General features: G+C 40.6%; 15 protein-coding genes. 5 read left to right on the forward strand and 10 right to left on the reverse strand.

What is annotated here, in order from left to right:
• Positions 1-21 precede the first annotated feature (21 nt).
• Both AAFF35_RS16815 and AAFF35_RS16820 read left to right on the forward strand, forming a co-directional pair.
• Positions 22-3,213, forward strand: a complete 3,192-nt coding sequence (locus tag AAFF35_RS16815; protein WP_342327690.1) for a SusC/RagA family TonB-linked outer membrane protein — start codon at positions 22-24, stop codon at positions 3,211-3,213.
• Positions 3,214-3,247: 34 nt separating this feature from the next.
• Positions 3,248-4,633, forward strand: coding sequence for a RagB/SusD family nutrient uptake outer membrane protein (locus AAFF35_RS16820; protein ID WP_342327691.1), 1,386 nt, complete (start codon positions 3,248-3,250; stop codon positions 4,631-4,633).
• A 7-nt stretch (positions 4,634-4,640) separates the two neighbouring features.
• On the opposite strand, the gene AAFF35_RS16825 is transcribed toward AAFF35_RS16820, so the two are convergent.
• From AAFF35_RS16825 to AAFF35_RS16835, 3 genes are all read right to left on the reverse strand, one after another.
• A complete protein-coding gene (locus AAFF35_RS16825) occupies positions 4,641-4,958 on the reverse strand; it encodes a hypothetical protein (RefSeq protein ID WP_342327692.1) in 318 nt (105 codons plus the stop codon).
• A gap of 52 nt (positions 4,959-5,010) precedes the next feature.
• A complete protein-coding gene (locus AAFF35_RS16830) occupies positions 5,011-5,490 on the reverse strand; it encodes a MauE/DoxX family redox-associated membrane protein (RefSeq protein ID WP_342327693.1) in 480 nt (159 codons plus the stop codon).
• A 157-nt stretch (positions 5,491-5,647) separates the two neighbouring features.
• Positions 5,648-6,238 carry a hypothetical protein gene (locus tag AAFF35_RS16835; RefSeq protein ID WP_342327694.1) on the reverse strand — a complete coding sequence of 197 codons (591 nt, stop codon included), beginning with the start codon at positions 6,236-6,238 and terminating at the stop codon, positions 5,648-5,650.
• A gap of 219 nt (positions 6,239-6,457) precedes the next feature.
• Here AAFF35_RS16835 and AAFF35_RS16840 point away from each other — a divergent pair, with 219 nt between their 5' ends.
• Together AAFF35_RS16840 and AAFF35_RS16845 are read left to right on the forward strand one after the other, a co-directional pair.
• Positions 6,458-7,975 (forward strand): hypothetical protein, encoded by a 1,518-nt coding sequence (locus AAFF35_RS16840; RefSeq protein ID WP_342327695.1) that lies wholly within the window; start codon positions 6,458-6,460, stop codon positions 7,973-7,975.
• Positions 7,976-7,991: 16 nt separating this feature from the next.
• Complete coding sequence (locus AAFF35_RS16845) at positions 7,992-9,485, forward strand: Dyp-type peroxidase (protein WP_342327696.1); 1,494 nt, start codon at positions 7,992-7,994, stop codon at positions 9,483-9,485.
• A 70-nt stretch (positions 9,486-9,555) separates the two neighbouring features.
• Here the strand turns inward: AAFF35_RS16845 and AAFF35_RS16850 are convergent, their stop codons facing one another.
• The 4 genes from AAFF35_RS16850 to AAFF35_RS16865 form a co-directional block, all read right to left on the reverse strand.
• Entirely contained in the window at positions 9,556-9,918 is a 363-nt protein-coding gene (locus AAFF35_RS16850; protein ID WP_342327697.1) for a response regulator, read from the reverse strand.
• 14 nt (positions 9,919-9,932) lie between these two features.
• The gene (locus tag AAFF35_RS16855; RefSeq protein ID WP_342327698.1) at positions 9,933-11,483 is read right to left on the reverse strand and encodes an ATP-binding protein; all 1,551 of its coding nucleotides are present in this window, start codon (positions 11,481-11,483) and stop codon (positions 9,933-9,935) included.
• A gap of 310 nt (positions 11,484-11,793) precedes the next feature.
• Complete coding sequence (locus AAFF35_RS16860; protein WP_342327699.1) at positions 11,794-12,321, reverse strand: hypothetical protein; 528 nt, start codon at positions 12,319-12,321, stop codon at positions 11,794-11,796.
• A gap of 95 nt (positions 12,322-12,416) precedes the next feature.
• Positions 12,417-12,983: a DUF4256 domain-containing protein gene (locus AAFF35_RS16865; protein WP_342327700.1), complete on the reverse strand. Its 567-nt coding sequence runs from the start codon at positions 12,981-12,983 to the stop codon at positions 12,417-12,419.
• Between the two features lie 230 nt (positions 12,984-13,213).
• Between AAFF35_RS16865 and AAFF35_RS16870 the strand changes: the two genes are divergently transcribed.
• Positions 13,214-14,623: a hypothetical protein gene (locus AAFF35_RS16870; RefSeq protein WP_342327701.1), complete on the forward strand. Its 1,410-nt coding sequence runs from the start codon at positions 13,214-13,216 to the stop codon at positions 14,621-14,623.
• Position 14,624: 1 nt separating this feature from the next.
• Here AAFF35_RS16870 and AAFF35_RS16875 read toward each other — a convergent pair whose 3' ends face one another.
• The 3 genes from AAFF35_RS16875 to AAFF35_RS16885 all read right to left on the reverse strand — a co-directional run bounded on the left by AAFF35_RS16875 (position 14,625) and on the right by AAFF35_RS16885 (position 19,727).
• A complete protein-coding gene (locus tag AAFF35_RS16875) occupies positions 14,625-15,104 on the reverse strand; it encodes a hypothetical protein (RefSeq protein ID WP_342327702.1) in 480 nt (159 codons plus the stop codon).
• A gap of 11 nt (positions 15,105-15,115) precedes the next feature.
• Positions 15,116-16,297: a hypothetical protein gene (locus AAFF35_RS16880; protein WP_342327703.1), complete on the reverse strand. Its 1,182-nt coding sequence runs from the start codon at positions 16,295-16,297 to the stop codon at positions 15,116-15,118.
• A 268-nt stretch (positions 16,298-16,565) separates the two neighbouring features.
• The gene (locus AAFF35_RS16885; protein ID WP_342327704.1) at positions 16,566-19,727 is read right to left on the reverse strand and encodes an error-prone DNA polymerase; all 3,162 of its coding nucleotides are present in this window, start codon (positions 19,725-19,727) and stop codon (positions 16,566-16,568) included.
• Position 19,728: the final 1 nt, after the last annotated feature.

Here is a 19,728-nt window from a genome sequence, read left to right on the forward strand (position 1 = left end):
TTCATTCATAATTTCTGTAAAATGAAACAAGCATTATTCCATATCATCCTACTATTTTGCTGTGCCCATCTCTATGGCCAAAAAATTATAACCGGCAAAATCATAATAACCGGGTCTGAACAACCTTTACCTGGTGCAACAATTAAGTCAATACCCGGAAACACTAAAAGTACGGCGAATCAAGCTGGTGTTTTTAGCATTAGCGTTGATCCGCGTGATTCCATTCTCGAAGTATCATACATTGGTTATTTACGTACAAAGGTTCATATTTCTTCATCCGCAACTCCATTGTTGATTTCACTAAAATCAGGGGAAAACAACTTAAAGGAGGTAACCATTTCGTCCGGTTATCAGCAGTTACCAAAAGAAAGGGCAACAGGCTCTTTCACTTCTATCAGCAACAAAAGATTCAATGAACAAGTAAGTACTGATATACTGAGCAGACTGCCGGCGATCGCCAACGGGTTAATAGCGGACAATAGCACAACTGCCGGAAAAGGAAAACTTATGATCCGGGGATTAAGTACCATTAACGGTCCAAAGGCACCACTAATTGTTTTGGACAATTTCCCTTACGAAGGAAACATTGACAACATTAATCCCAATGATGTCGAATCGATCACGTTACTGAAGGATGCGGCAGCAAGCTCTATTTGGGGGGCCAGAGCCGGAAACGGAGTTATCGTCATCACGACTAAAAGAGGTTCTTTCAATAAACCATTAAGTATCGGTTTTAACATCAACACCACATTAAAAACTAAACCTAACCTGGGCTACCTTCGCCAAATGTCTTCTTCTGATTTTATAGATGTGGAAGAAATGTTGTATAAAAACAAGTTTTATGAATCCAGGATTAACAATTCAAGCAAGCCTCCCCTAACTCCTGTCGTAGAATTATTGATCAAATACAAGGGCGATATCAGCAACCCTGATTACCAAAAAAGAACAGCTCTGCTGAGAACATTTGACGTCAGGAAAGAATACGATAAATACATGTATCAGGTTGGCCTTAATCAGCAATATGCACTGAATTTAGATGGTGGATCGCAAACGCACAATTGGATTGCTTCGGCAGGTTATGATCACAATTCAAGTATTCTGAACGAAAATTACCAGCGCTTAAATCTAAGGTTCGGCAATACTTATCAGCCATTAAAAGATTTGAGGATTACTACAGACATGTACTATACTTTAAACCGCGATGTGAGCGGACGGCCAGGTTATGGGGACGTTAGGGTTTCAAACTATAATTTGTATCCATACGCACGGTTTGCAGATGATAAGGGCAACCCATTATCCATTGCCCAAAAGAGGCAAAGTTTTATTGAATCATTGCAAGGAGAAAAACTGCTTGACTGGAACTATTATCCGATGTTAGATTACAAGCATAGTCAAAGCAGCACACACACGAGTGATATTTTATTTAATTCAGGCATCAACTACACTTTCTTCAAAGGTTTCAGTGCAGATCTAAAATATCAGTATGAACGTCAGCAATCAACAGGTAAAAACCACAGAGATCAGGACAGTTACTTTTCAAGGAACCTGGTGAACACCTATACCCAAATCAATCCCTCAACTGGAGAAGTAATTTATAAGGTTCCAAAGGGAGGCATTTTGGATTTGTCAAATCGTATGTTGGAATCCCTTAATGTAAGAGCTCAGTTAAATTTCAACCATTTATGGAATAAGCATGAAGTTAATATGATAGGAGGAACAGAATTTCGAAACGCGCGTTCAACAAGCAACGATTACCGCATGTATGGTTACAATTCAGAAATCCTAACTACAGGACAAGTTGATTATACCAATCAATACCCGGAATACATCAGCAAAGAGCTATCTTATATCCCAAAAAACCAAAATCTTGAAAACACGCTTTCCCGCTTTGTATCTGTTTATGCGAATGGTTCGTATACCTACAATGATAAATACATCGTTTCTGCCAGCGCCCGGCGGGATGCATCAAATCTTTTCGGGCTAAACACAAATGACAAATGGAATCTTTTATGGTCTATGGGTGGCAGTTGGGATATCAGTAAAGAATCGTTCTATAAATCGAGCTTAATACCTTACCTGCGACTTAGAACAACTTACGGTTTTAGTGGAAATATTGATCCCGCAATGAGTGCAGTGAGTACCATACGTTATTTAGAACCCAACTCCTACAATCCAGGCCTGCCCAATGCTCAATTTAATAACTATGCAAATCCTGACCTCAGATGGGAAACATCCGGAATGTTGAATTTAGGATTAGACTTTAGGTTGGCATCAAACAGGTTGAGCGGTAGTATTGAGTACTACAGAAAAAGTGGGAACCACCTGTTTGGGAATGCAATGATGGATCAAACCTATGGCGTAGGACAGACAATAATTAAGAATGTAGCCAGGATAAAAGGTTCAGGAGTAGACATAGAACTGAGTAGCATTAACGTCAAACAGAAGAGATTTAGCTGGACAACCGATCTTAATTTTAGTTATAACAAAGACGAGGTGGTAGATTATTATCTGGACACTAAAGACGCTTTTAATTTTATCGGTGCAGGAAGTATCTCGGGGATTGAAGGAAAGCCCATCTTCTCTGTATATTCGTATAAATGGGCTGGCCTCGATCCTAAAACCGGTGACCCAACAGGATATTTCGAAGGCAAAAAAACAAATGACTATAATAAGTTAATGTATAGCTCATCGCTAAGTGACCTGGAATATGGTGGGCAGGTATTACCTGTTTTCTCCGGTGCTCTGGGAAATACCTTCTCGTATGCTGGATTGTCTTTAAGCTTAAGATTAAGCTATAAACTAGGGCATTATTTTAAACGGAATTCAATCGACTATTCTTCCTTATTTAATAGCGCTCGTGGTCATAGTGATTATGCAGCAAGATGGCAGCAACCAGGCGATGAACAGCATACAAATATTCCTTCCGTTGTATATTCCCTTAATACGAACAGAGATGCATTTTATTCCGGATCCGCTGTACTAGTCGAAAAAGCGGATCATGTAAGAATAGAATATGCAACGCTATCCTATGCCCTGAACGAAAGGACTGTCGGTAAACTTGGAATAAAAAACCTAAACATTTTCTTAAACGCAAGCAATTTGGGAATTATTTGGCGTGCCAATAAACTTGGGCTGGATCCCGAATATCAAAATGGAAATACTTTATTGCCTTCAAAATCTTTTTCAATCGGACTCAGGGCCAATATCAATTAAACGGACTTATTTATTCAACACAACAATTATAGTTATGAATATTTTAAATAAACGCAATATCATCGGGCTGCTAATGTTGGCGCTTGTATCCTTGAATATGGGTTGTAAGAAATTTCTTGATGAAAAATCAAATCAGAAATTAGCTATACCAAAATCATTAGAAGATTTTCAGGCGTTGCTCGACAATACGCCGAATACAAATGAATCAGGGCCATCCGAGGGGGAGATTAGTTCAGACGATTATTACCTGACCGATGTGGACTGGGCCAAGCTAGGGCGTGAAACAGATAAAAACATGTATATCTGGGGAAATGAAATTCTTTTCTCTGATAAAGCTCAAAGTGGTTGGACTTTAGGATATAGAACTGTTTATTACTGTAACACTGTTCTATATGGTTTACAGAAGATCGATCCAGTTTTTGAGCAACAGCAACAGTTTAATGACATCAAAGGCCAAGCCTCGCTCATCAGGGCAAATGCATTTCTAGATATGGCCATCATTTGGTGTAAAACCTATGATAAAATATCCTCCTCAACAGATTTGGGATTGCCATTACACTTGACTCCAGACTTCAATGTAAAATTGAAGAGGGCTAATTTAGAACAAACCTACCAGCAAATTATTGATGATTTAAAAACTTCGCTGAATCTTTTACCAAACATACCAATATCGAAATGGCGAAGTTCCAGAGCGGCAAGCTACGGGTTACTCGCGAGAACATACTTATCAATGAGGGATTATGAGAATGCTTACTTAAATGCTGATTCCTGCCTGCAGCTATATAGCGACCTAATGGATTATAGCACATTGAACAGTTCATCAAACACTCCAATTGCGATGAACAACGTAGAAGTGATTTTTAACCGTACAATGGAGCCTACGAACCCGATAAGCGTACTAACAGCTAAAATATCAGATGATTTATATAGATCTTATGCGGATAATGATTTAAGGAAAATCGTATTTTATAGATTGAGGCCGGATGGAACGTTCCGCTTTAAAGGAAGCTATAGGCAAGGATCTCTCCTGTTTAGTGGCATATCGACCAACGAGATTTACCTGATTCGGGCCGAATGCTTAGCAAGAAATGGGCATATAGAAAAAGCCATGGCAGATCTTAATCAATTACTAGTGACCAGGTGGAAAAAACAGGATGGGCTTACCACATTTATAACTTTAAAAACCAATTCAAAAACTGAAGCCTTAAGTTTAATTCTCGAACATCGAAGAAAAGAACTCGTCATGAGAGGGATACGATGGATGGATATTAAACGACTAAACAAAGAAGGAGCTAATATCCTGCTAAAACGAACAATTAACGGGCAAACCTATCAGTTGCCCGCTAATGATCACCGCTTTGCTTTGCCACTTCCAGAGGAGACCATACGTCTCTCTGGCATACAACAAAACCCTCGTTAGAAGAAATCTACTTAAGTTGTCTCCTCTTATCTGAGGCTCCAAGAAGTGCCGGTAAAGTACTGTAACTTGACAAATAGTGGTCAATAGTTACTCCATCCGGCACCATTACTGAGCAAGGAATAGATGCAGGTCCGGCACAGGTGTAATCAGCATCCTGTGCTGTATCCCAATTTCCCGGAATTTTCATATCTGAAAAAAGATCGCTGGGATGGTTATAAAAGTAGGTAGTTGACCTTTTCACTTCTCCTTTAAATGAGCTCATTGCGATCATAAACCCGAGACCTAATAAGAAGGCCATCAAGGGCAATTTTTTAATTATATTCATAACTGTTTCTTTTAATTTTTAATATTGTTTTGAAAATTTTCATACTGTAACCTCATACATTCATACCTTTTTTCTTCCTCCTTTCTCTATGTTTAAAAGTTAAGATCAACCCTACAGCGGCAACGATGGCAATAAACAGGTTCAAGATAAAATTAGTGCCCCAACCCGCATTTTCACCGAGCAAGCCGATACAGTTACAAGGCATATAGCGGTAAGCATCCAGCAAAGCCAGGCCAACATAGGTCGTGAAAATCAGCATTAACAAAAAGCTAAGTGTCATCCCCAGTAATCTTGTGACGGAATAAACCAATAGTGCAGCAATCATCATCTCGAAAGCAGGGATTACATAGCTCAACAGGTTACTTATTCCATTTGAAAAAACCTGACTGTGCATTTCTTGTTTAAATGCCTCGAAATTATAGAGCTTAAATCCTGCTGAGTATAGCCAGAACAGAATAAAGACCGTGTATAAGATCATCAGGTATACTTCTCTCCTATTAGCAGATTTTGGCCGTTTCGTTGTCGTTTCCATTACTTTCTGTATTTGTTAAATCCTACATTAAAGTTCTGGACAATTCTTAGCAACTTATCCGACGGCAGTCGGATGATGATACGATTGTTGTCGGATAATGGTTAATTTGGGAAATATTGAGCTTGGCACGGGAGGAATATCAATTGGAAGTATCAAATTAGCCGGCTAACTTCCTTAACGATCTTGTAAGGGTGTCCGGAGACATATTTAAAAAGCTAGCCAATTGCTTTCTGGAACAAATTTTCAAAAGATTTGGATGGGCATGGTAGAGATTTCTGGTACGTTCCAGAGCGCTGCATTTCATATCTATCAGGTGCTGCGTTCTGATCACCTTACAATTATCCCGAAGTTTTTCAATCAGCCAGTCAGCTTCCGAAAATTGTTTTTTTAATAGGGTATAATCCTCCACTGAAATGGCGATAAAGCTGCTATCTTCGAGTATGACGATGGAATTTCCTGAAGGCTGCTGACTGAACAAGCCTGGTGTGGTGTGCAAGAAATCTCCAACAAACCAAAACCAGCTTATAGATTCCTTTGAACTTTTAACGTCTCTAGTCATTTCTGCGGAAGTTCCTTTCAGCTGAAACCAAACAAATTTCTGGATTTCTTTATAATTGAGGATGGTATCGCCAGCTCTGCAATCAATAAAATGTATGACTTGCGATAGCTGTACTACCAATGCAGTCGAGATTGGATAAACTCGCTGCAGGATGTCTATCATTTGGTAAAATAATATAGATTGATGCATAAGAAGAACGTTTAAAATCAGGAAAAGAAATGTAAATAATTAAGTTAGGAAATTATTTTTAAAATATAGAAATAATAAAACATTTTGACTGTAATGTCTCTCATTCTTAATTTCAGGTGTATTAAGCCAGGATACCCGCATCAGGCAGGGCATTGTTTTGTTTCATATTTTCATTAATTTGGTGATACATATCATCTTGAACTCATAAAACAAACTGTTATGAAAAATTACCTCTCACCTGCTGGAATAGACGATTTTTCCAGATCCACCAAAGCAGAAGAACTCAAACAAAAATGGCATGAAGCAACCTCAGATCTGTTGGGTTACATCATGGGAACAAAAACCATTAACGGCAAGAAGAACACAAGAATTAGCCCTCTTTTCTACGATCAGCTTGCAGATGAAAGCAACATTCCCGATAGTCCGCCAGCTAAAATCCCATGGAATGCCTTTCCATTAAGACTTGAAAAATGGTTTAATCCAGGGACTTCAGTTCAGCTGCGAAATCATATGTTTACGGTAGCAGAGCAGCTTCTTGCCGACACCCAATATATCAAAGCTGGCGGCAACAAATATCAGCCGGTGACCGTCCCTTTCAGGATTCAGGACGAATATTGTGAATGGCATGTGGTTAAAGGGGAAACACCCGGTAGCATCAGTAAAATTTTCTTCACCTGCGAACCTCCTGAATACTGGAATTTTCTCGCAGAAAATGATAAAGAGCTGATGTTGGCCTTGTATCGTGAATTATTGCACAACCCGCAAATCCAGGAATCAGACATTTTCTGGCAACAAGATGTATATCAGAAAACCGATGACGACAAAATGCAACTTGCGGCAAGAAAAGGGGATTATAATCCAAACAATAAATGGAATACCACAGATGGAGCGATCCACCTCACCCACCCTGCTAATTCACTTTATGCTGAGATGTTTCTGGCATCTGACAGCACTTTTGGCTGGCCTGTTACTCCAGGCGCCAGTGGGCAAATCGAAATAGATAAATTAATGTGTTGCGCAGGAGTTGGAGGGATCAACCGTTCCAGTGACCCCTTGATTTTAGCCGGAGTGTATAATTTCGCCAAAGACAACAATAGCGTAGCACTTGCAAATCCAATCGGACTATACATCATGCCATTTCAACTGGATTTATTGGATCCGGATGGCAATCAAATCGGCGACATTGCACTTAATGTAGTTCGCTCCAGCCCGGATAAAAGTAAGTGGTTACGGGTGGAAGTATCCCTACCAAAAGATGCCGGCTATACGCTGGATCAATGCCTTTTAAGTGGAGAACCATTGTTGTATGGTGGACAAATAGCAAAACAGATCACCATGGCAATATTTGGTGTGGCCAAGAAGATTCCCGGAAAGGTAAAAAAGCAGGTCACAAGTTGTCCGTCTTTCTGCTGCAACCATCCCCAGCATCAATTGTTTAAAGGTACATTTTCTGTAAAGTCGGGTTTAAGTTGCGCTACATTAGCAGACGGGGACTGGCAGGCTGAACGCTATGACATTCCAGTTGAAACGTCAATCCATGATCTTCTCCAGGCTAAAAGTAAGCTCCACGATATCGCCTTCAAAGCAAATGCAGAATTTGCTAAAAATGTTGCGGTTGAATTTGATTTTGAAATCTCTGCGGAGGAATCAAAACCTGCTGATGTTCCCTCGTTATTAAAATTTGGGAAAGGACGTGGGGTGTTACCAATTGACGATACTGCTCCCGATCTTTTCTAAATAAAAAGTTAAGCTTATGAATTTGCTACTTCAAGAACCTCTTTTAGATGTAGAAGAGATTCAAGGAAATATACTACGCGGATTTGATACGCAGTGGCAGGAACTGATCGGTTTTAAATCGACTTCAGAGGCTATGCTTAGAAATTGGCTGAGTAGTTTAACATCTGAAATTTCAACTTTAAAAGAGGTACATGAATACCGGTTGTCCAGATCAAGAGATCATTTGCCGGATACAAACCCTGTCCTCATCAATGCCTCAATTTCAGGATTTGCATTAAAAATGCTTCAGTTTGATACAGCTGTCATTGGGGAGGGATTTCTAAATTTACCGATGGGTTCTTTGGCGGTAACGCTGGGAGACAGTAAGGAAGATGTTGCCAAATTTAAACTGGGAAAAGATAAGGCAAGTACCCCGGAAGTGTTATTGCTGATCGGTTCTGAGCAGAAAGACGCCCTCGTTAAAAAATCCGATTTATTGATTGCCCGTGCCGAAGAAGCGGGACTTCAGCTGATTTACAGAGAAATGGGTGCTAAACTTCCCGGAGATATTGAACACTTCGGCTTTCGTGACGGGATTTCTCAGGTTGGTGTAAGGGGCCTCCTCAACCAGACTCCGGTAGAACCTCTGACCTTGAGGCAAATTGAGGAAAGCGACCCCAAACATGAAACATTTGCTGCACCAGGCCGCCCCTTGGTTTGGCCAGGGCAGTTTGTTTATGGATACCCTACACAACAGGAACAATCAACAGTACCAGGTCCCCTTTCCGGTCAGTCGGAATGGCTGCGAAATGGTTCACTCCTTGTATTTCGGAGGTTAACTCAGGACGTGGCGGCATTCAGGAACTTTTTAACTGAAACTGCACCAAAGCTAGATTTGACTGCGGATCAGCTCAGTGCGAAAATCGTAGGCAGATGGCCTGATGGAACACCATTAATCCTATCTCCTGAATCAACGGACCCATTGATTGTCGCTGATGCCATGCGGATAAATCACTTTAATTATGGCGGAACAGATGAGGTCATCGTTAAAGAAGAAAACGGAAATTCAAGAACCGTAACCGGTACTTATGAGGACAATAACGGACTTCGATGCCCTCACCTTGCACATATCAGAAAAGTAAATCCAAGAGATTTGAATACGGATCAAGGTGGGCCAGGCAGGACGTTAATGATGCAAATGATTCGAAGGGGAATTCCTTTTGGCCCATTGTACGACCCAAAGGAAAAGGAAATGCAGGAAAGAGGTTTGTTATTCCTCTCCTATCAGACTTCATTCAATGAACAGTTTAAAAAGCTGAATACACAATGGATGAATAATCCTGATGCACCAGAGGTAGGTCAGCACAATCACGACCTTCTTGTGGGGCAATCTTTAATCACTAAGGAGCGGTCAGGAACCTTACCGGACAAACCAAAAATTAGCACAGAAGCAAAATGGGTAATTCCTTCCGGTGGCTGTTTTATGTTTTCGCCCTCAATTGATTTCTTCAGGAAACTGACCTTGGTTTAATCCTTTTTTGAAAGATATGCTTTCGAAACAGGCTTATGTTCCGTATTTTAAGGGGGGGTGCCCCCCTTTTCTATACCATCAATCTATTTACTTTATCCACCAATTCATCTAAATCAAAAGGCTTGGCAATGTAATCGTCGGCACCTGCAGCTTTGGCAATACCTTCCCCTTCTGTGCTTGCCGAATACATAATCACCGGAAGATTAACGATACTGCTACTGTCCTTGATACTTTTTAACACCTGATCTCCGGATAATACAGGCATCCAAATGTCTAAAATCAGCAAATCAGGTTTTTCTTGTTCGATTCTGGAGATTGCATGCAGACTATTGATTTCAGAGATGACTGAAAATCCGGCATCCTCCATGATCAATTCGATTAAATCTAATATTCCTCTGTCGTCATCACATACCATCACTTTTTTATTCCTCATAAGCCGCTTTTTTATCAAGATTTACTTTTATCAAGATTTACCGGTAAAGTAAAACTGAATACTGATCCTTTTCCTGGTTCACTTTCTACCCAAAGCGTTCCTTTATGATTTTTTATAATCTGATCACAGATATAGAGTCCAATGCCCATACCAGGATAATTTTTCTGAATATCTCCGACACGATAAAACCTTTCAAATACCTTTTTCAAATCATCCTCTTTAATGCCCAGTCCATAATCTCTGACTGAAAATTTAATAAAATTGCTCACCTGGGAGATATGGATCTCGACATCTCTGGAATCCGGCGAATATTTGATGGCATTACTGATCAGGTTGTTGATCACCTGTACCAGGTTGGATTCATCCCCATAACACTGATGAACAGGTTTCCCTTTTACGGTAATTCGATGTCCCGGAGCAGCAGCCTGGAGTCCTTCAATGGTTTCTCTAACCATTTTATCGAAGTCGAAATAATCCATGTGCAATTCGATATTGCCGGATTGTATACGTGAAACATCCATCAGTTCTTTCAGCAGCTGATTTAAACGCGCTACATATGTTCCCGTTTTTTCGACTACAGAGCGGAATTTTTCTGTTGAATTTTCAGGCATAAAGCGCTGCATCATCTGAACATAACCAACCACAGTAGTTAAAGGCGTTTTCAACTCATGACTTGCTATGGAAAGGAAATCATCTTTACGCTGCTCAACGGCCTTTCTTTCGGTGATGTCTTCGATCGCCAATAAAATCCGGTCCTTAAACTGACCTTCCAACTCTACCCTATGGGCATTCAACAGCATGAGTTTCCGCCCAATATGCGGGAACTCATGTTCTACCTCATAATCAAGCACCGGGTTATTGGTCGGCAATATTTCTTCCATCATTAGCCTCAACTCAGGAATATCCCATTGCCCGTTTCCAAGGTCATACAACAATTTTCCTTTGGTATCATTGATGGACACCTTGAAAGTATTCAGAAAATGGTTGTTTGCACTTAAAACCGTGTAATCTTTATCCATGACCAGCAGGCTTTCACGGATCGTTTCCACAATACTGGAAAGGTACTCTTCACTCTCTTTCAGCATGCGCGTTCTTTCGATCACCTTCTGCTCCGTTTCCTTGAAATTCATTTGAAGCATCTGTTCTGCTTTCTTTCTTAAGCTCACATCGTTCTGGATACCGACAAAATGGGTTACATTACCGGAGACATCTTTTACTGGAGAAAGGTGGAGTTCATTGTGAAATAACCGTCCGTCCTTGCTGTAGTTCCTGATTTCCACGACGCAGTTTTCACCATCTTTTATGGCTTGTGCAATTTTAAAACGAGCCTCCTGGCTTCGATCCTTATCTTGTAAAAAGCGACAATTATGACCAATAATCTCGTCGTGGTCATAACCACACATTTCCTCAAAAGCAGCATTGCAATAGATAATAGGATTGTCTGGTAATAAATTATTAGTGATTACGACACCTGTGTTGGTTGCATCCAATACACTGGCGAGAATAGTCGGATCGAGAAATCGTTGTTCCGATAGGGGCGTATGTTTTATGTTTTTCGTCTCCAAGGGCAAATATTTTTTTCAATTAAACTCAAAAAATATAGGGTTTGTTTGAAATTTCGCTATCTTTTTCAAGAAACAGCTGGTATTGAAGCCCTTATAAAACTAAAGAAATCCCTCTTAGAAACAGGTTGGACAATGATTTTACCGTAATTTAATGTCAACTACAATCGTCTTTGGAAAGGATCCAAAATTCGCCTTTTTTAATAGGTATCTACCTTAGATTGGTCAATAAGAATAGCAAATTCCATTTCAGCATCAATTGTCTTTATTGATATGCTAAAGACAGATGCCGCACCATTGGAGGTTTTCGTATTTATGGAAACACCGCTTTTGCCTTTTCGATTGTTGCACTATCGACAAGCCCCGTTTGTTGAAGGCCTTGTTCTTTTTGAAATGCTTTTAACCTATTGACTACTGTCTTCCTCAGCAGCTGCTGTTTTCCAACGGGAATCAGCTGCACATGTAAGGCATCCCACATACCCAATATGGTAAGTCCATTATCCACATAGATTTTTCGCAATAAAACCACATCTCCTTTATAGGAACGCTTGCCATTTATAATAAAGATACTATCCGCGGCAATACCATAATGATGCATGCCATTTTCTTTAATCTTGCTTGCCCCCTGGTTATAGTATTTAAGTTGTAAGGCATTACTTCGGTAAGTTTCGGTAAATGTAACTGACTGCTCAGGGTAGGTCTGCTTATAGATACCGACACATGTATTTAACCTGTCCAGAAATTCAGGTACTAACAAAGCCTGGTCGCCTACCGGATTTTTTGAGTTCCACCTTTCATCGGTAATTAGTTTCTTTAAAAAGAAATCTGCAATATTTTCCATTGTAAGTAATATTTAACATTATTCATGAAAATTTCTCAAAGTCGCGACCAATAGCCACTGGAATTATCGGATAGAATTCGGAGCGGTAGTTTAAGTTATACCTTAAGCGAACCCCGAAAGCCTCTGGCAGCATAGTAAGATTCTGCGCCATTGTGATAAACGAAGATCGTACCATAGCGATAATCAGCGAAAAGTGCTCCACCCAGCTTTCTGATAGCTGCAGGTGTTTGTATCCAGCTCGAAGTTTTCGTATCAAACTTTCCAAATTGTTGTAGTTTGCGGTATTCTTCTTCCGTTAAAATTTCAATTCCCATTGCAGCAGCCATTTCAAGAGCGCTATTTTTTGGTTTATGTTCTTTTCTTGACTCCAGTGCTTCGGCATCATAGCAAACGCTTCTGCGGCCTTTTGGGCTTTCGGCGGAACAGTCATAAAAAATGTATTCGCCGCTTTCCTGGTCATACCCAACAACATCAGGTTCACCACCGCTGATTTCCATGTCGTCAAGTGCCCAGAGCTTTTCGGCGTTGGCTTCCAGTTTTGCCAGCACTTTAGTCCATTCCAGACCTTGATGGCGGTTCATATTTTTTTCAAAACGTTCTTTTAAAATGCGGAGTAGTTCTTCACGTTGTTCTGGCAACAGTTCTTTTTTATTGTTTTTCATGTCGTCTTTTTTTGTGATGTGGAATGTAGTGTTAACTTAGTTAATCTGCAATAGATGTCATTGTGTGCGATGAGTTTTGGTAATAAATCGACGATTAAATTACGCTAAATTCAAAGCTTTTTCATTTAAATAATGAGTTTATCCTGCATAACATCATGCAGACTCCAAAACTTTAATATATTTGTTCAAACGGGTAACTTGTTTAAACGGATATATTAAAGTTAATAAATATGACCTTGCTCTTTAGTGATAAACAACAAAATGCCCTCAATTCTATTTGGATACTAGGTATTATTATTGCATTTCTTCAAATAAGCAATTATTTTATAGACAGTTACGGACCAGATAATTCCTTTTACCATTATCTGTGGCAGGCACAGAACTGGTTTTTAGAAAGCCTGGTTTTTGCCTGGTATTTTTACAAAAACAGGCTCGTTGTTAAAGGTGTGCTGATACAGCTCCTTTTTATTCCCTATTATATCTTCAAATCAGATTGGTCGGCCTTTCTGGATTATCATTTAGATATAGACAACAGCATGAACATTTATAACGCGATGAGGTTTGTCACCTTTTTTATCCCGCTGATCTGTTTTGCTTTCTTTTACTTTAAAAATGAAGCCAAACCAGCAGGCATATCCAGGCTAAAATCTTTGATCATCCCCTTCTGCAGTGCATTAGTTTTCAGCTATGCCATATCCTCCGACCCAGACTCTTTATATAAATATACCAGATTTATAACTGCGGATTCTTTATACGTAAAAGACATTCTCGTTTCTATTATCTTCTTAGTGCTCTCTTTTAAAACTACTGCGGTATTAGTTGGCTTCCTGTACCTTTCCAACCGGATTTATTCCATTGAAAAATTAATGTACCCAATTGATCGTCAGGCCATTTCCAACACTTTCTTTAAATGGGGCTTTATTATCAGTTACACGATCCTGTTACTGACGATTATGGATATGGTCGGGTCCATATTTTCCATATCATTTTCTTCCTCCTCGCTAAAAATAACAACGATCACCTATATCCTATCCTATTTGATCATACTGATCATTAGTGGAAGATTTTTCGCTAATTTGATTCAGTACAGGAATTACACGCTCCAGAAGTATCTGGGCGTTTTAAATGCCATATCGATCTTACCCCTCTTAAACCTGATCTCCTTTTTCGTGTTGCTTTTTGTTAAAAAGAGTGTTGCCCCTATTGGCAGTTACGTTGAAAACTTAAAGAAAAATAGAAATATCCACCTGATTATTTATGGGCTTATAATCACCCTATACATCCTTTATAAATATTTTGGAGATCCTGCAGGATACCGGGAGGCGGCTATATTCTACAAAATACCGGTATTTATTATTGCCATTGTGTTGCTGAGCAGGTATAAAGTAAGCACTAAAATAGTTACTTTTTTGGTCTTTATATTCCTGTACTACGGAGATATCACCGGATTTTTCGATTTCACAGAAGGCTATCTTTCCTTCTTTAAAGGCAAGATTCTGTCCTTTATATGGCTAGGACTTGCCGCCTCGGCCTTCGTTTACTATATCATACATTATATCCTTCACAAGTCGTTTTACACCGAATATTTTGAAGAACATGATGCAGAAAAATTTGAGCAGTACATTGAAGAATTTAAATAACTTATTTTCTCAGTATGATGGAGAGTCCTTTAGAAAAACTGCTCAGGTCTTGCGTCAGCTTAAAATCAAAATTATACTTACCGTCTTTGGGTGCAATAAACTGAGTATTCTCAATTTCAAATTTATGCTCTGTATAGTAAATGGCTGAATCTTTACCGGAAGAACCATTGGTATGATAAGATTCTGTTGTTTTCTTTGATTTGATCTGATGTTCGCCTTTAAACACATCTAAACTATCATACAGCAGAGATTTCCCTTCGCTTTCGATATGATACCTGACCTTAAAAGCAGGAGAATCATCCTTATCATTCGTCTCCAGCTTAGACCATATCATGACCTTATCTCCTTTTTTTAAGTCGATCCCTTCAGCCGAAGAGATTTCCCCCACCTTCAAAGGAATTTCAATGATGTCCGCTCCGACAGGATTGCAGGAAATAAGTGTAAGCAGCAATAAAGAAGGGAGAATAGGATATTTAAACATGAGTGTAGGTTTTATTTTGATTTAAGATCTAAAGTATGGTGTTTACTAAAATAGCTAAAGATTTTAACGAACAGGTCTACATCGCCGGCCTGCAGGTCCTCTACCATAGTTTTTAGTATAAAGCTTTTATTGCGATAATCCATCAGGCAAACCACGTCTACTGTACCTGGCGCAAACACCTCATCATACCCTTTACGTGAGGTCTTGATGATATAACAATTGCCATCGGTACTTAAGGTATACCTGTTCTGGTTGTTTACCTCAAAAACATCCCGGTTATAATCCAGATTAGTCAATTCACTTACCTTATTTGCTTTCACTGCATCAATAAATTTATGAAAAGCCAATTCCTCATTTGTCCTCAGCCGGGATAATGCGGCAAGCCTATAATTACCTTCCGTTCTTGGGTTTATGGTTTCCCCTTCTTCCAGGAATATGGTCTGCTCTTTTTCCAGTTTTTTAAAAAATCTATTGAGCATATTTACTTCCATCAAAGGCAAATTATGCGCATACTCTTCCCAGGAGCTGAATTGAATAGGCAGTTCATTCTTATTTGTAAAATTTTTAGCGTTCCTGATCAGGTGTGAAAAGAGGTTTACTTTTTCTTGCTTTGGAAGTTTTTGGCTCCAGTCCATTTCAGCTTTATAAAAAATATAGCTTTTGTGCAGTGCATCATATTTCAGATTGAGGGCAATAAAATTATCATTATGATCAAAAATAATACTGTTTTTATCCTGGAAATAAACCGTCTCCACATTGGGGAAATCTGCTTTGATGTCTTCCACAGTGAGCAATGTCGAATCGCTTTCCGGGATGATCATGATGCGCTGATGATACAAACGTTCCTCTCTGGAAAAGACATTTTCAAAAGAAACAACCGAAATGCTATCCTTCAAGGCTGAAAGATCCAGCTTCCCCAGCTTTTGATCTTCTTCAAGATCTCCGGCTAAAACCCTTTGTACATCAAAAATATAATGCGCGGGTATGCTAAAACTGTACTGCTTATCCACTAAAATTGTTTTTTGTGGCAGCTTTGAGCCCATAATTTTATTCATTTCAGCCTTGTAGTCTGTCGCAGAAACAGCAGAAATTTCCTGGCCCTGATCCTCTTGTTTGACCACCCGCTTACAGCCTGAGCCCATTAAAATAAATAAAATCAGGTATGCCCAACCATTTCTAAAAATCATACTCATAGTATTTCGTTTATTTATTTTCAAATATATAATTTAACCCGTCAATTATTCCTTATTCTTTATGTCAATTAAAAGCGTCATAAAGCAGGGGATCAAACCATAGAGATCATAAAACTAAATGAATCATTGATGAAGTACACGATAAGCCTAATTATACTCCTCCTTTCCAATGTTGTATCCGGACAAAGCACCAAAAAAATTGTAAAAACTGATGCGATAAATTTCAACTACGAAGCCAGATGTGACGCCTTATATGAAAAACAATAGTTTATTTAAAATCCCTGGACTCCGGAAAGAGTTCCGCCTGGATCACCTTTTTACCTTTCTTAATATCCGTTTCTACGAGTCCCTGCAAAAGACCAGACAGGTCATAGCAATGTTTTACCACTACATGGGTCACTTCTCCCTCCCGCTGTAACTTCCCTTCTACCATGAGCAGCTTTGCCCTTAAAATCTCCTTACGGTATTTGGTAAACAGCTTTTGAAAAACCACTAGGTTCGCTATTCCTGTTTCATCCTCAATCGTGATGAAACAAACGCCTGTCGCCGTTCCCGGTCTCTGCTTCACCAGGACCAATCCGCAGACCCTGACCAGTGTACCATCCGGCCAGCGTTTCAATTCTTTAGCAGAAAGCACCTGACGCTGAAACAGCTCCTTTCTGACAAAACTTACCGGGTGGGCTTTCAAGGATAAGGAAGTGGTACTATAATCGTGAACCACATGTTCCGACAAAGACATCTTCGGCAATTGGATTTGCTGTTCTTCTTTAATTTCTTCTTTTAGCTCTCCTTCAAATAAACCCAAAGGGCGGTCGGCAAGTGCCGTCACTTCCCATAAAGCCTGCCTCCTGTCCATTCCCATAGAGCGGAAAGCATCTGCATCTGCCAACTTTTCCAACGCAGCCAGGGGCACACCTGCTTCCATTAAGCTATGAATATGGCGGTAAGGCTCTTGCTTTCGCCCGGCAATCAGCAGATTTAAGTCCTCTTCGTTCAAACCACTCACCTGACGGAAGCCCAACCTCATCGCGCAGTATTTGCCGGATAGTTCTTCAAGCGTATTGTCCCAGGAGGATAAATTCACATCAATTGACCTCATCTCTACTTTATGCTTCCTTGCATCGCTGACAATCTGTGCAGGCTGGTAAAATCCCATAGGCATGCTGTTCAGTAAAGCTGCCGCAAAAATATCCGGATAATAATGTTTTAGCCAGCAGGATACATACACCAGCAAGGCAAAACTTGCCGCATGACTCTCCGGAAAACCATAACTCCCGAATCCTTCCAGTTGTTTAAAGACACGCTCCGCAAAATCTTGTTCATAACCTTTTGCAGTCATGCCATCTACCAGTTTCTTCCTGAACTTGCTCACCATGCCATGGGATTTGAAACTGGCCATACTCCGGCGCAATTCATCGGCTTCTGCCGGTGTAAAACCTGCCGCAACAATGGCAATTTTCATCGCCTGTTCCTGAAATAAAGGCACGCCTAAGGTACGTCCAAGAATCTCTTCGAGTTCTTTTGAAGGATAGGTGATGTCCTCTTCTCCATTGCGTCGCCTCAGGTAAGGATGCACCATATCTCCCTGAATCGGTCCCGGGCGGACAATCGCCACTTCAATCACCAGGTCATAGAAATTCCTCGGTTTTAATCTCGGCAGCATCGACATTTGCGCCCTGCTCTCAATCTGAAACACCCCTATCGTATCCGCATGACTGATCATATCATACACCTCTTTATCATCCTCAGGAATATTGGCCAGGGTAAGGTCAAGACCATAATGCTGTTTCGCCAGGTCAAAGGCCTTTCGGATACAGGTCAGCATGCCCAATGCCAGGACATCTATTTTAAGGAAGCCCAGGGCATCGATATCATCCTTGTTCCATTCAATACAGGTTCTGTTTTCCATACGTGCATTCAGAATCGGACAAAGCTCGCTCAGCTTCCCCCTGGTGATTACAAAACCACCCGTATGCTGCCCCAGCTGGCGGGGGAAACCGATAAACTGCTGTGTCAGCTGCAGGATCTTCATCAGGTGTGGGTCATCATGGCTAAATCCATGATCAGAGGCCACTTTGCCCTCCAGCCATTCGTCTGTAAATTCCCACATCGATTTAGAAAGCCGGTCTACCGCATCTACAGACAGCCCCATTGCTTTTGCCACATCACGCAGGGCTCCTTTCCGGTGGAGCTGGGTAACCGTGGCTACAATGGCCGCACGGTCACGCCCATATTTATTATAAATATACTGGATCACTTCTTCCCTCCGTTCGTGTTCAAAATCCACATCAATATCCGGCGGTTCATTGCGCGCAGAAGAGATAAAGCGTTCAAAAAGCAATTCAAATTTAGTAGGATTTACCGAGGTGATGCCCAGACAGAAGCAGACCGTTGAATTCGCAGCAGATCCTCTGCCCTGACACAGGATATTTTGTTCCCTTGCAAACCGAACAATATCATATACCGTGAGGAAATAGGCCGCATAATCCATTTCTTCTATAAATTTCAGCTCATACTCAATAGCCGTCGTAATTTTCTCCGGCAGCTCTTCTCCAAAAAAATCCTTTGCCCCTTTCCAGGCCAGGTGGGTTAATTCTTCCAGTGGGTTACGTCCTTCAGTTGTAATTTCTTCCGGATAGACATATTTCAGCTGGTCAAGGGAAAACTGACAGGCTTCCGCGATTTCCTGACTCCGTCTGATCGCATCCGGATATTGCCTGAATAAACGCTCCATTTCGGCAGCAGTCTTCAGGTACCTTTCCGCATTCTGATACAGGTGATAGCCCGCGTTATAGATCGTACATTTTTCCCTTACACAGGTCACGATGTCCTGAAGCTCACGCCGGTCAGGATGATGAAAATGCACATCATTCGTGGCCACCATCGCTACTCCGATCTGATCTGCAAGCTCCGAAATCCGATACAACTTTTTCGCATCATCACCCCGATAGGAAAAGCAGGCACCCAGATAAAGGTTGATTCCAAATGCTTCTTTATATTCCTTTAACGCAGCTTTAAACTCCACATCTAAATCGAACTCTCCATTTAATTTAGCCGGAGGCACAGTGATGAATTTGATGCCTTCTGAAAAATGATAAACATCTGCTTTATACAATTCACATTTGCCTTTTTCTGTCCGCAGGTTGCCTGTGGAGAGTAAGGTAGACAAACGGGCATAGGCTGGCTGATCTGTCGGATAAGCCAACAGGCTTGGGCCATCTACCAGGTCAAGCCTGCAGGCAGGAATGATCCTGATGCCATTTGCCTTGGCAGCGGCATGCCCTCTGACAATCCCCGCAAGCGTATTGTGGTCGGTAATCGCAATCGCACTATAGCCAAGCGATACGGCCTGCACGATCATTTCTTCAGGATGCGAAGCCCCCCTTAAGAAACTAAAATTTGTGGTTACCTGTAATTCTGTATAACTCATC

The organism is Pedobacter sp. FW305-3-2-15-E-R2A2 (assembly GCF_038446955.1).
Taxonomy (GTDB): domain Bacteria; phylum Bacteroidota; class Bacteroidia; order Sphingobacteriales; family Sphingobacteriaceae; genus Pedobacter.

Coding starts and splice junctions, on each gene's coding strand:
- AAFF35_RS16815 (WP_342327690.1), top strand. CDS start 22: ATGAAACAAGCATTATTCCATATCATCCTACTATTTTGCTGTGCCCAT.
- AAFF35_RS16820 (WP_342327691.1), top strand. CDS start 3,248: ATGAATATTTTAAATAAACGCAATATCATCGGGCTGCTAATGTTGGCG.
- AAFF35_RS16825 (WP_342327692.1), bottom strand. CDS start 4,958: ATGAATATAATTAAAAAATTGCCCTTGATGGCCTTCTTATTAGGTCTC.
- AAFF35_RS16830 (WP_342327693.1), bottom strand. CDS start 5,490: ATGGAAACGACAACGAAACGGCCAAAATCTGCTAATAGGAGAGAAGTA.
- AAFF35_RS16835 (WP_342327694.1), bottom strand. CDS start 6,238: ATGCATCAATCTATATTATTTTACCAAATGATAGACATCCTGCAGCGA.
- AAFF35_RS16840 (WP_342327695.1), top strand. CDS start 6,458: ATGAAAAATTACCTCTCACCTGCTGGAATAGACGATTTTTCCAGATCC.
- AAFF35_RS16845 (WP_342327696.1), top strand. CDS start 7,992: ATGAATTTGCTACTTCAAGAACCTCTTTTAGATGTAGAAGAGATTCAA.
- AAFF35_RS16850 (WP_342327697.1), bottom strand. CDS start 9,918: ATGAGGAATAAAAAAGTGATGGTATGTGATGACGACAGAGGAATATTA.
- AAFF35_RS16860 (WP_342327699.1), bottom strand. CDS start 12,321: ATGGAAAATATTGCAGATTTCTTTTTAAAGAAACTAATTACCGATGAA.
- AAFF35_RS16865 (WP_342327700.1), bottom strand. CDS start 12,983: ATGAAAAACAATAAAAAAGAACTGTTGCCAGAACAACGTGAAGAACTA.
- AAFF35_RS16870 (WP_342327701.1), top strand. CDS start 13,214: ATGACCTTGCTCTTTAGTGATAAACAACAAAATGCCCTCAATTCTATT.
- AAFF35_RS16875 (WP_342327702.1), bottom strand. CDS start 15,104: ATGTTTAAATATCCTATTCTCCCTTCTTTATTGCTGCTTACACTTATT.
- AAFF35_RS16880 (WP_342327703.1), bottom strand. CDS start 16,297: ATGAGTATGATTTTTAGAAATGGTTGGGCATACCTGATTTTATTTATT.
- AAFF35_RS16885 (WP_342327704.1), bottom strand. CDS start 19,727: ATGAGTTATACAGAATTACAGGTAACCACAAATTTTAGTTTCTTAAGG.